The organism is Paenisporosarcina sp. OV554 (assembly GCF_003058165.1).
In the GTDB taxonomy this organism is placed as follows: domain Bacteria; phylum Bacillota; class Bacilli; order Bacillales_A; family Planococcaceae; genus Paenisporosarcina.
In genome coordinates this window covers 184699-197732 of record NZ_QBUC01000006.1, presented here as the reverse complement: position 1 = coordinate 197732, position 13034 = coordinate 184699, and the positions used below count along the sequence as shown (strand labels likewise).

General features: G+C 36.6%; 10 protein-coding genes and 1 riboswitch. Of the genes, 8 read left to right on the top strand and 2 right to left on the bottom strand.

What is annotated here, in order from left to right; all coding sequences use genetic code 11:
- The 3 genes from C8K15_RS07905 to blaOXA form a co-directional block, all read left to right on the top strand.
- A partial coding sequence (locus C8K15_RS07905; protein WP_108585872.1) for an IS3 family transposase occupies nucleotides 1–486 on the top strand: 486 nt, incomplete at its 5' end.
- Between the two features lie 773 nt (nucleotides 487–1259).
- On the top strand, nucleotides 1260–5606 hold the full coding sequence (locus C8K15_RS07900) for a S8 family peptidase (RefSeq protein ID WP_108585871.1): 4347 nt from the start codon (nucleotides 1260–1262) through the stop codon (nucleotides 5604–5606).
- 170 nt (nucleotides 5607–5776) lie between these two features.
- The gene (gene blaOXA, locus C8K15_RS07895; RefSeq protein ID WP_108585870.1) at nucleotides 5777–6592 is read left to right on the top strand and encodes a class D beta-lactamase; all 816 of its coding nucleotides are present in this window, start codon (nucleotides 5777–5779) and stop codon (nucleotides 6590–6592) included.
- Nucleotides 6593–6749: 157 nt separating this feature from the next.
- On the opposite strand, the gene C8K15_RS07890 is transcribed toward blaOXA, so the two are convergent.
- Together C8K15_RS07890 and C8K15_RS07880 are read right to left on the bottom strand one after the other, a co-directional pair.
- Nucleotides 6750–7592 (bottom strand): aldo/keto reductase, encoded by an 843-nt coding sequence (locus tag C8K15_RS07890; RefSeq protein ID WP_108585869.1) that lies wholly within the window; start codon nucleotides 7590–7592, stop codon nucleotides 6750–6752.
- A gap of 411 nt (nucleotides 7593–8003) precedes the next feature.
- Nucleotides 8004–8576 carry a MepB family protein gene (locus C8K15_RS07880; RefSeq protein WP_108585868.1) on the bottom strand — a complete coding sequence of 191 codons (573 nt, stop codon included), beginning with the start codon at nucleotides 8574–8576 and terminating at the stop codon, nucleotides 8004–8006.
- A gap of 286 nt (nucleotides 8577–8862) precedes the next feature.
- Nucleotides 8863–9044, top strand: a riboswitch (Lysine riboswitch).
- Between the two features lie 131 nt (nucleotides 9045–9175).
- Here C8K15_RS07880 and C8K15_RS07875 point away from each other — a divergent pair.
- The 5 genes from C8K15_RS07875 (at nucleotide 9176) to C8K15_RS07855 (ending at nucleotide 13016) form a co-directional block, all read left to right on the top strand.
- Nucleotides 9176–10015 carry a transporter substrate-binding domain-containing protein gene (locus C8K15_RS07875; RefSeq protein WP_108585867.1) on the top strand — a complete coding sequence of 280 codons (840 nt, stop codon included), beginning with the start codon at nucleotides 9176–9178 and terminating at the stop codon, nucleotides 10013–10015.
- Nucleotides 10016–10077: 62 nt separating this feature from the next.
- On the top strand, nucleotides 10078–10854 hold the full coding sequence (locus C8K15_RS07870) for an amino acid ABC transporter permease (RefSeq protein WP_108585866.1): 777 nt from the start codon (nucleotides 10078–10080) through the stop codon (nucleotides 10852–10854).
- Nucleotides 10855–10877: 23 nt separating this feature from the next.
- Nucleotides 10878–11618: an amino acid ABC transporter ATP-binding protein gene (locus tag C8K15_RS07865; protein WP_108585865.1), complete on the top strand. Its 741-nt coding sequence runs from the start codon at nucleotides 10878–10880 to the stop codon at nucleotides 11616–11618.
- A 491-nt stretch (nucleotides 11619–12109) separates the two neighbouring features.
- The gene (locus tag C8K15_RS07860; protein WP_108585864.1) at nucleotides 12110–12310 is read left to right on the top strand and encodes a hypothetical protein; all 201 of its coding nucleotides are present in this window, start codon (nucleotides 12110–12112) and stop codon (nucleotides 12308–12310) included.
- A gap of 70 nt (nucleotides 12311–12380) precedes the next feature.
- Nucleotides 12381–13016: a hypothetical protein gene (locus C8K15_RS07855; RefSeq protein WP_233260412.1), complete on the top strand. Its 636-nt coding sequence runs from the start codon at nucleotides 12381–12383 to the stop codon at nucleotides 13014–13016.
- Nucleotides 13017–13034 lie beyond the last annotated feature (18 nt).

The following is a 13034-nucleotide window of genomic DNA, read 5'->3' as shown; positions in this document are numbered from 1 at the left end:
AAAGTACTTCTGACTGACATCACATACCTTCCCTATGGAGGTGGTCAAACAGCCTATTTATCATGTGTAAAAGACGTTGCCACACGGGAGATACTTGCATATGAGCTTTCAACTAGTTTAAGTATGCGAATTGTTTACCGTACTCTAGCTAAATTAGAAGAATCATTAGGAGGAAACATTCATCCTGAAGCGATGATCCACTCGGATCAAGGGTTCCATTATACACACCCAGATTATCAAGAAATCGTGAAAGAAATGGGTCTAGTTCAATCTATGTCACGTCGTGGTAATTGTCTAGATAATGCCCCTATGGAGTCATTCTTTGGACATTTTAAGGATGATGTAGATAATAAGGACGCCCTGAGTTTGTTTGACCTTAAGGTCATGGTTGATGAATATATGGAACATTACAATACAACACGTAAACAATGGAACTTAAAAAAGATGACTCCGGAACAATACCGAAGTCATCTAATCGCAACATGAATTTTAAGGTGCCTTTTTATTAAACTGTCCGTTAATAAGGGCTCAGTTCAACATTGTCACTCCTCTCGTCTCTTTTTACAGTCAAACAAAATATTATAAAAAATAAGTCATTTTACAATTATTGTAAAAGTAGTTCAATAGACTCGCTTTTTAAACAGTGAATTATAAAAAACGCAAAAAGAGGTAAGTGAAATGAGTGTTCATTACAAATATGAAAATATTGTTAAATTAACGTGACAAACTTGAAATTTCAGTTAAATATATAATACGAAAATGGAAAATTATTTAATTTTATATAGTTTAAAAGTACCGTGCTATTGAAGTTGTAATTGAAATGCAAATTGCTCGTTAGCGTTAAAAAGAGGACTAATTCCTTATTTTTCCGTTTGATGGTAAATAATGGTCTTCCTAGAGACGAAAATTTTTTTTATTAAAAACCTATTACACCAATACTTCATCCGGTTTTTTTTCCTTGGAACAAAACTTTATCTAATCTATTATACCTATATAAATAAATTGGAAAATAGTTACTAAATATCAATTCTGAAAACTCTGAACATTTTCGACAAATTTTGACAAAAAATAGTCTGTCAATCTTATATAGTTTTAGTAACAACATGAGATTCAAGATTTGCACCATTGAGACTGTTTACCTAAATTGATCGTTAGGGAAAGGGGGCAAAGGTGTTTTTATGTGGTCATTTTTAAGTAAACGTAAAAAGGATTAGCTTCATGAAGTGTGAAAAATGGTTAAAATTAAAGGGGGAAAGAAGATGACGAAGAAAAAAAATTCTAAAAAGTCGTTCAGCATGGCTGTTTCCTTACTCATGACGTTGTCACTAATTGCACCTGGAGTCGCGAGTGCGGAAACAACTAGTAAGCTTCACCAGTCGGTCAATAACACGAACTTAATGGCAAAAGAAAAGATGAGCAATCGGTTACTAGCAAATTTTAAAGAAGATGAAAAAGTCACCTTCTTAATTAAGTTCAAAGAGAAAGTGGATACGAAGGAAATTGCCGCTTCCGCTAAGAAAAGTTCAGAAAAAGCAAATTTACCATCAAAAAAATCGTTACTAGTTAAACGTTCTGCGATTGTATCCGAATTGAAGGCAACTTCTCTTCAGGAACAGCAAAATGTAAAACATTATCTTGAACAAGAAGAAGCTAAAGGAAATGTTAAGGATATTAATTCTTATTATATTGTAAATGGGATGGCTGTAACAGCAACGAAAGAAGTTGCAGAAAAGGTAGCATCATTTGCAGAAGTTGAAAAAGTGCTTCCAAATGAAACGCGTCAACTTTTCACAACGAAAACGAAAGATGCTGTGACACCTAAATCTGAAATTGCCAATGTTGAATGGAATGTTGCGAGAGTTAAAGCTCCCGACGTTTGGGCGATGGGTATTGATGGAGCAGGTACTGTAGTAGCGAGCATCGATACAGGTGTTCAGTGGGATCATCCAGCATTAAAAGAAAAATACCGTGGTTATAATTCTTCAACAGGTCAAACAGATCATGACTTTAACTGGTTTGACGCTACAGCTGGACAAGCTACACCTTATGATGATCATGGTCATGGTACTCACGTGACTGGAACAATGGTAGGTAGTGAAACAAACGGTTCCAACCAGGTTGGAGTAGCTCCTGGTGCTAAATTCATTTCTGTAAAAGCTTTTACTCCAGATGGTGGTACAGATGCGGATTTATTAGAAGCTGCACAATGGATTTTAGCACCAACAGATTCTGAAGGAAATGCACGCGTAGACTTAGCGCCAGATGTTGTAAACAACTCGTGGGGCGGTGGTCCAGGTCTTGACGAATGGTATCGTGATGTAGTCAAAAACTGGCGTGCAGCAGAAATTTTCCCTGAATTTTCAGCAGGAAACACGACGCTTAGCAATCCAGGTGGTCCTGGTTCGGTTGCATCACCTGCAAACTACCCTGAATCATTTGCTACGGGTGCGACTGATATTAACAATGTAGTAGGAAGTTTCTCATTAAGAGGACCTTCACCTTATGCTGAGATCAAACCGGATATTTCGGCTCCTGGCGTAAACATCCGTTCTTCTGTACCAGGTGGTGTGTATGAAGGGGGATGGAATGGCACATCAATGTCTGGACCAGCAATATCAGCTGTTGCAGCATTGTTACGCCAAGTAAACGCTGATTTGAGCGTTGATGAAATGGAACAGATTTTACTTGACACAGCAATTCCATTAACTGACGCGCAATATCCAGAAACACCGAATCATGGTTATGGATATGGTTTAGTTGATGCTTATGAAGCAGTATCTTCAATCATGAATGGTATTGGGAAAATCGGAGGGCAAGTTACTAAACAAGGGGACGATGATGAAGCTCCTGCTTTTGAACATAGTTCTCCTAGAGAAACATATGAAGGAATGGATTTAGACTTGACGATTTCTGTAAGGGATAATGTCAGCGTTGCATCAGTAGAATTAAATTATCTAGATGAAAATAGTGAATGGCAAACAGTAGAAGCAACTCGTCAATCTGGTGACTTCAAGTCTGGGGATTACGCTGCGACGATTCCTGGAGCTTCTATAACAGGTGATTCATTAACTTACAAATGGGCAATCAATGATTTCGGAAATAACGAAGTCAACAGTGAAGAATATACAGTTGAAGTAAATCCGGGTATTACGGTTGGTTACTTTGAAGATTTTGAAACTGCTGCAACAGGCTGGAGTTCATTCGGAGATATGGACAGCTGGGAGTGGGGAGTTCCAACTTCCGGACCAGGAAATGCGGCATCTGGTGAAAAAGTATATGCAACGAATTTAGATGGCAAGTATGACAATAACATGAACGCAACACTCGTACTACCTCCAGTAGATCTGCCGGAAGGAAATTCGTACCTGCAGTTTAAACACTGGCATAATTTTGAACAAGGATCACTAGGAACAGCTTTTGATTACGGTCATGTTTTTATTTCCACAGACCAACAAGAGTGGACTCAATTACAGAAGTACAAAGGTGATTCAGGATCATGGTTAAATGGTGAAGTAGACTTGTCAGCTTATAGCGGTCAACGTGTTTACTTGGCATTTAATGCATTCTCTGACAGCAGTGTTGCAAAAGACGGTTGGTATATTGATGATATTGCATTAGCAGATAGTTCACAAACTGGTAATGTTGCAAAAGGTGAAAAGAATGACAAGAAAGACAATGAAATTGGCCTTGGCGTAATCAAAGGTGATGATAAATCTGCAGCAAAAAAAGCGATTGATCCGACAAAAATCCGACCTGCTATGCCTAAAAAAGAAGAAAACCCAGTGTCAGATTCACCAAACAATCCGACACTATTACCTTTAGGCGCTCAAGTCAGTGTGCTTGAATCAGGGCGTTCGGTTTATACTAACCCTGCAGATGGCTCATATTCAATAACGCATGCTCCAGGAACATTCAGAGTGAAAGCAGAAGCTTACGGTCACCACACTACACAACAAACGGTGGAAGTTGCAGCTGATGAAACAACGCAAGCGAATTTCACTTTGAATGAAATAGCACAAAATGTAGTGCGTGGGAAAATTACTGATGAATCGACAGGAGAAGGAATTGAAGGAGCAACAATTCTTCTTGTTGAAGATGCCAATATCACTCCTGTAGTAACAGATGAATCCGGTAACTACTCAATCACTGCTTATGAAGGAGACTACACTCTAAAAGTTATTGCTCGTGGCTATCATGGCCAAGAAGCACCAGTCACAATCGGTGCAGATGCACTTGATTTAAGTCTTGCTCTTGAGCCGTTCTACACATATCCAGGCGGAGAAATTGGCTATGATGATGGAACAGCCGAAAATGCGCATGCTTTCAATGCAGCAGGCAATGCTTGGGGAGTAAAAATGTCTCTACCTGAAGGAAAAGAAAATGGCATTGTTACTGATGGTGTATTCCGCTTCTGGGATACGGAATGGCCTGTACCAGGTGGAACTAAATTTGCTGTAGAAGTATGGGATGCCACTGGTGCTGACGGTACACCAGGTAAGAAACTTGCAGGTCCTATAGATGCCACTGCACTACGTAACGGTGAATGGACAGTAGTCGACTTAACTGAACATAACATTGTAGTGAATGGCGACTTCTACATGGTTTACAGACAAACATTTGCGAATCCGAACACTCCAGGCCTTGCAACTGATGAAAATGGAACAAATGCAGAAAGAAGTTACCAAGCTGTTTCAGGTTCATGGTCAGCTTCACCTGAAGAAGAAGGAAACTACATGATCCGTGCACGTGTTAGTTATGAAGTAAATGCACCAGTTATTACTTCACCAACAGATGACTTAGCAACAAATGATCCAGCTATTACTATAAAAGGAACTGCTTCACCTACTACAACTATTCAGTTGAAAAATAACGGTGAGGAAGCAGGATCCGTAGTAGTAGGAGATGATGGTAAATTCGCCATCCCAACGAAATTAACAGAAGGTACAAATGAATTCACAGCAATTTCTAAACTCGATGGTAGAGTTACAGGTGAATCTGCTCCTGTCTCGGTCATCTTGGACACAGTGAAACCTAACCTTACAATCGGCAGCCCGAAAGACGGAGATAAAACAAACCGTGAAACGGTTATCGTAGAAGGTAGCGTCGAAGATGCAAACCTTGATTGGGTAAAAGTAAACGGTCAAAATGCACCAGTCGTAAATGGCAAATATTCGAAACGTATTATATTGGATACCGGCGCAAATAAAATTACTGTTGTCGCAAGAGATAAAGCGAATAATAGTATTTCGAAAACAGTTACGGTAAATGCAAAATACGTTGCACCAGTCATTGAAAACGTATTACCAAACCAAGATGTCAACCTAAAAACAGGGAAAAGCGTAAAAATCGAATTTGATAGTGAGCCGGGATTAAAATCAACATTCGTCATCCACATGCCACTAACAGATGTCGGAGCTCAAATTCAAAATGCTACCGAGTTGCCAATGATGGAACAATCAGACGGTCACTATGTTGGCTATTGGACAGCTCCAAAAGGTACAGTTGCAAACGGTGCAGTAATTGAAGTGAAAGCAGTAGATAGCTTCAAAAATGAAACACGCAAAACTGCAGCAGGAAAACTATATATCAACGTTAAGAGTAAATAATAGAAGAAAATGCTAAAACATACTAAAGAGATTATTACAATCTCTTTAGTATGTTTTTATTTCTGCTAGGAGTAACGGAATCTTCATTATTTGATATATTGTTCGATTTTGAGAAATGAAGAATTTAGTTATCATTAATATAAGTAAAATAATTTAATGAGGTGTCTAAAATGAGAAAACTGATTTACCTTTCTATTTTTATATTGTTTACCGGGATAATAGGTTTTACAGTACAAGCTCAAACACCAAATAAAGAAGTTACTTCTAAAGTAAAACTTAATGTTAAAAAGTTAGACGTAACTGAATTTTTCTCTAATCAAAAAGGAACGTTTATATTACGTGATGTTAAAACTGGAAAAACCTTTGTCTACAATCAGGATAGAGCTAACACAAGTCAAACCCCAGAATCTACCTTTAAGGTCCCTAATGCATTAATTGGATTACAAGTAAACGCTGTCCGAGATGAGTATGATGTGAAAAGATGGGACGGCGTCAAGCATGAATTTGATACATGGAACCGTGACCATACCCTTGGGTCAGCTATGCGTGAATCAGTAATTTGGTATTACCAGGCAATAGCTAGGGATATCGGAGAGCAACGTATGAATGATTGGGTACAAAAAATCGCGTATGGAAACGAGGATATTAGTGGAGGAATCGACCATTTCTGGTTAAGTAGCACTTTGAAAATCAGTCCACTTGAACAAGTTGATTTTATGGAAAAGTTGTATAAAGAAGAGCTTCCGTTTGATAAACATGTAATGAAAACAGTTAAACGAATGATGATCCAGGAGGAAGGGAATCTCTACACACTTTACGGAAAAACGGGAACAAGATTGTCTGATTTAGGATTAGGATGGTTTGTTGGATTTATAAAAGTGGACAATCATTCTTATGTTTTTGTGACAAACATTGATGGTACGGGTACAAAAGCTAAAAACATCACATTGGATATCTTAAAGAAGTACTACTTAATTACAGAATAACAATGACATCAAGTACTGAAAATTCAGTACTTTATGTCTATTTAAAATAAGTAGAAAAAGAAATATGTAATCCTTGTTCTATGGTTCCGTACTGTCGATAAAATTCAAAATGACCATAGAATCGATGGATTCTATGGTCATTTTCTTTGTGATTCAATTAAAAATCAAAGTTATCAGGGTCTGGACCTACTCGATGATTTTCATTCATTTCGTCTATTTTTTTCATATCTTCATCCGTTAATACAAAATCAAATATTGACGAGTTCTCAACAATACGATGTTCTTTTGTAGATTTCGGAATAGTTACCACTTCGTTTTGTAAATCCCAACGTAGAATAACCTGAGCAACAGATTTGTTATATTTAGTTGCAATTTCTTTTAAGATTTCATCTTCTAACAATTGACCTTGCATTAAAGGTGACCAAGCTTCCAGCTGAATTCCTTGTTCCTGACAAAACACTTGAAGATCTTTTTGAGTTAAACGTGGATGGAATTCCACTTGATTTATCATTGGTTTAATTTTTGCATCTTTCATCAAATCTTGTAGATGATGAATTTGGAAATTACTTACGCCAATTGCTTTGACCTGTCCTTTTGTATAAATAGTTTCTAATGCTCTCCACGCTTCTTTATACTTAGCTTCTACAGGCCAGTGGATCAAATATAGATCCAAGTATTCTAAATCAAGTTTTTTTAAACTTGTAGTATACGCTGCAATTGTAGATTCGTATCCTAAATCAGCATTCCAAACTTTCGACGTCACAAATAGTTCTTCACGAGAAATACCAGCTTCTTTGATTCCTTCGCGAATACCTTGTCCAACACCTTCTTCATTTCCATAAATGGCTGCTGTATCAATACTGCGGTACCCATTTATAATAGCTGTTTTTACAGCATTCACTAATTCTGGACCTTCTTCAACTTTAAAAACCCCTAGACCAAACCAAGGCATTTTCACTCCGTTATGCAAAGTTGTTGTATCTTGTAAATTATAAATCATGATAAATTTCCTCCTTATTTTGATGTGAAATAAATTGCAGTTTCTAGCGCCGTAAAAAAGACACCCTCAATAGCACTTTTCGTCATACTGACTATAAGGCATATGGTTAGTTTGACTTTTTTTGCTCTTGTCTACTTATGTTATTATCAATTCAATGTCTCAAAAAGAAAAGTACGCACTTTAAAGTGCTGTAGGCACTTTTTAGTACCCATACCAGTAGGAGTAACACTTGATGTTATTGGTGGAAAGTGGCAAGTCGTTATTATGTGTCACTTGATTAAGGGATAAAGACATACCAGTGATTTTTCTTTCAATATAGTTTTAGATGTAAAATCTTCAATGTTAAATAGGTTTTGACGTAACAGGAATATCTTAACCGCTCTTACTCTATAGGTTGTAAATAAGGGGGGCTTAACGTTTTAAGCTGTAATACATCTGAGCACGAACACAGTCTACTGGTTCAATTTGAGGTATCTCTAAGAAATATTCCAGCTGCCATTTCTGAGTTTTTTGAGCCTGAGTGCTAGTAGTCTTTGCCCAAGGGGGATAAACGCGTATTGCTCTCTTACCACCTTTACCCTTACTAGATAGAATATCATGTTCACGTAGAACAGATTTCGGAAATATAAATTGTCCAAAGTTCTTACCTTCTCGGGTACTAATAACGAATAAATCGACTGAATCTAGTACATCATACGGTTGGATCGGCCGATCGCCAATTCTTTCCCATAAAGTCACAAATTGCCCCACCTTTGTAGGAGTAATTTTAGCGACACGAAATCTTATGGAGAGACCATTCAAGTTAAATACATAGGCCCCATATTCAGCGTTTTGTGCTTCTAATAGGGGGGGAGAACTTTCAAAGCTGCAGGGGTTAAAGACAAAGTCCTTCGCGGCAAGAAGATCACTATGAATTGTGCCAGAAGTCCAAGAATTTTGATCACTGGGGAAAGCTTCTGAAACGTCTCGATTTTTCTCGGTCATTTGTTCAAATCCTCCATTTGAGTCCCGCATGATAACGATTACATGCTACTCTCTTCTCACATAATAGGCCTTAGATATTTACAATTTTAATCCAATCAAGGCTAGATTACAAACAGCTTCCTCTAATGGTTTTATTTGCTTAATACAAAGGGGCGGTAACCCTACTGACTTCTTGATTTGGTAAAATGGATATGATTCAACAAATGAATATCTTAGTAGAGTGGTTGACAGATAGATTATGTTATTGTAAAATATTGAATACAATTGAATATTAACCTCACTTTTACGGTGAGGTAGAGGCGCGATATTTAACAGTCCTTAGATGAGTTTGAGAAGCTTTGATTCTAAGGAGAAGGAAATGTCGCCGAAGTGTGTAATATCTCTCAATATTACTTGCTGGGTCTGTAGTTAAGAACTGCAGGACTGTCTCAATAAACGTCCCAGTTTATTGAGTGTGCTATCTCATTTAGGGAAGAAGAGGATTTTAGGGCAAACCATACATATGCGACCTGAGTTCATCTCAGGTCTTTTTTTGTGCAGATTTGCCTTTTTTGTATGTAATGTCACTATCAGAATATATCAAAAGGAGAGAACGAATCATGAGAAAAGAATCAATTATCTCTATTACCATGCTCCTGACAGCAATTATATTGTTAGCTGGATGTGGTTCAAGTAGTTCAGAAAATCAAGGGTCATCTGGAGAAGATGGAACTTTTAAAGTAGGTCTGGAAGCAGGATATGCACCATTTAACTGGACTCAAATGAATGATTCAAACGGTGGAGTAAAAATTGATGGCAATGCAGAATATGCAGGTGGATATGATGTGGAAATCGCAAAAAGAATGGCAAAAGATTTAGGAAAAGAATTAGTGATTGTGAAAACTGAATGGGATGGTCTTGTACCAGCCTTAACCTCAGGCAAAATTGATGCAATAGTTGCAGGTATGTCACCAACATCAGAACGTAAAAAGACAATCGATTTCTCAGACAACTATTACACATCAGATTTAGTAATGGTTGTAAAAAAAGGTGGGGAATATAAAGATGCTACTTCTATCCAAGATTTCAAAGGAGCAAAAGTAACTGCTCAATTAAATACATTCCACTATTCAGTAATTGACCAAATTGAAGATGTAGTCAAAAAAACAGCTATGGACAACTTTACAGCAATGAGAGTTGCTCTTGAATCAGGGATGATTGATGGGTATGTGTCAGAACGTCCTGAAGCAGTTAGTGCTTCTGCAGCTAATGACAACTTTGAAATGGTAGAATTTACAGATGGATTCGTTACATCTGAAGATGAAACAGCAATCGCAGTCGGACTTGCAAAAGATAGTAAACTAACAGAAAAAATTAATAAAACTTTAGCGGCTATCTCAGAAGAAGAACGTCAAAACATTATGGATACTGCTATTAAGGTTCAACCAGCGGCACAATAATGATTATTTGATTCCGGCTGCATCTTTTGCAGTCGGTTTTATGTTTGTAAAGGAGGATAAAGATGAGTTTTGAGTGGATCGTAACAATTATTACAAACAACTGGCCAATGTTCATTCGGGGAGCTGGCATGACACTATTAATCTCCATTACTGGTACTATATTGGGTGCAATTATAGGTTTATTAATAGGGGTTATTCATACGATTCCTCTACCTGAACGAGGAATAAAAAGAGGTATTCTTAAATTAATTAATGCAATTCTTTCTGTATATATAGAATTCTTCCGTGGAACACCTATGATTGTGCAAGCCATGGTCATTTTTTATGGCTCTGCTTTAGCCTTTGGTATAGATATGGACGTATTAATTGCAGCAATCTTTATCGTATCGATTAATACAGGTGCTTACATGGCCGAAATTGTTCGTGGCGGTATTGTTTCTGTCGAAAAAGGACAATTTGAATCAGCTCAGGCAATTGGTATGAACCATTTTCAAACGATGATCCATATTGTATTACCGCAAGTCGTTCGAAATATTTTACCAGCGACCGGTAATCAATTTGTCATTAATATTAAAGATACCGCCGTACTTAACGTTATTGGTGTAACGGAATTATTCTTCCAAACAAAATCAGTTGCAGGGAACAACTTCAGATATTTTGAGTCATTTTTTGTTGCATGTATTTTGTATTTCATCATGACATATACGGTAACTAGAATTTTGCGTTTTATCGAAAGAAAATTAGATGGTCCCGAAAATTACAGTATGATTGATAATCAAGTGCAAGTAGAGGCACCAGGAAATCTATCGAGTAGTACAAAAAATAGCGACAGAAATTAATAATTGACGAAGGAGGAGAACATATGGAAAAAGTAATTGATATTCAACATTTAAGCAAATCTTTTGGGAACCATGAAGTATTAAAAGACATTGACTTTTCTGTATATAAAGGAGAAGTTGTCAGCATCATTGGTTCCTCAGGATCTGGTAAATCCACTCTTCTTCGTTGTATAAATCTTTTAGAAAGACCAAATGGTGGTCAAATTATTTATCATGAAGAAAATATTTTAGAAGACAAACATGACATCCACGCCTACCGTACAAAGTTAGGGATGGTATTCCAGCAATTTAACTTATTTAATAATCACAATGTATTAAACAATTGTGTTGTTGGACAAGTAAAAGTGTTAAAACGTTCAAAAGAAGAAGCAGAAAAAATAGCGATGAAATATTTAAAAGTCGTTGGTATGGATCAATATATTAACGCTAAATCTAGACAATTATCAGGTGGACAAAAACAACGTGTGGCTATAGCTAGAGCACTTTCTATGGAGCCGGATGTGATGTTATTTGATGAACCAACATCAGCACTTGATCCTGAGATGGTAGGAGAAGTTCTAAAAGTAATGAAGGAACTTGCTGAAACTGGTCTCACTATGTTAATTGTCACTCATGAGATGGAATTTGCAAAGGAAGTTTCTGACCGTGTTGTATTTATGGACAAAGGCGTTATTTGTGAAGAAGGAAGTCCAGAGCAAATTTTCAATAACCCAAAACAAGAACGTACTAGAGAATTTTTAAAACGAACCTTAAAACAGATGTAATTTGATCCAAAAGTATTTTGACATTATCTAGTACTAGGTTATAGAGGCTACTCGCCTAGTTCGTGAAAGATGTTGAATTACAGATGGATATTACAATACGTAAGTTTTAATACAACTGAAGAAGACAAATTAAGTCTATTTTCTCCTTAACTTAGAGAAAATAGACTTTTTGTTTCCAATAAATGTATTTGTGTGGGTTTCATGTCAAAATGTTGGGGATACCCCAACTAGAATTGTATAAACCAACATCTCTTCTACTTTAACAGGGACTATGTTACCTCTGTAGCAAGAGGTTTTTTTACACATTAATTGACAATGAAAATCATTATCAATTGTGTTATGATATTTTTTGTACTTATTATATTGAATTATAGGAGGAAAGCATGGTATCTAAGCTATAAGGAAAAATAATAATATTTCTATACTCTTAGTAGTGTTAAGTGTGTAACTCGAATAGACGTGTTTCATGGCAGGCGGGGGAAAGAGAGCAATTGAATAATTTGTTGCTTATGGTTTTGGGTGCGTTGACAAAAGTAACAAGAGGACACCCGGCTGTTCAAGAATGGTGGGTGATATTTCTAAAAAATTTAGCTATTCCTAATCACACATTTAACTTTTTAGTACCTTGGGGAAAACTATTGGTAGGTATAGGTTTATTAATCGGTTGTTTTACAAAAAATGTTTTGGATTGACGATGAACTTTTCTTATGATTATCAGTACTCATTCTACTTCGTTCTAAAAATATTCAGGAGGACTTTATGATGCAAAATGAAGTAGTTGTTAAAGATATATTCCATACTACAAATCAAACCAAACTTGGAAAACACGTGTTTCAATCTTTAGTCGTTTTAATGCGTATTCTATTTGGGTTCGGTTGGCTTTTAGCGGGAGTTACGAAGATTTTGGGTAAAGGAGGTTCCACAGGGCATTCATGGTTTGCTCAACCCGGAGTATTTCTTAGTGATTATCTGGTGCTAGCATTAGATAAACCTAATGTACCAGATTTTTATAAATTTTTTATTGAAGAGGTAGCTTTAAAGCACGTGTTAATTTTAAATTATTCCATTCCCATCGTTCAAATAATAGTTGGTTTGTTTCTCATCGCAGGATTTATGATACTTCCATCGATTCTGACTTGTCTCTTTATGCATATAAATTTTCTTCTCTCAGGTAATATCAATGTAATGAGCCTTACCCTTTATACAAGCGCATTTGGCTTGTTATTAAGAGGAAGACAGATTTATAGTTTAAGCTTGGATCAATATTTCAAAATAGATCATTTATTTTCCTTATCTATTAACAGACCTAGAGATTACACTAGCCATTCATTAAAAGAAATTTTTCAAGACAGTATTAACGAAATTCCGAGTTCCGCTGAAAAAACTCAGGAATCTTAAAATAAGCGGTTCGAACAA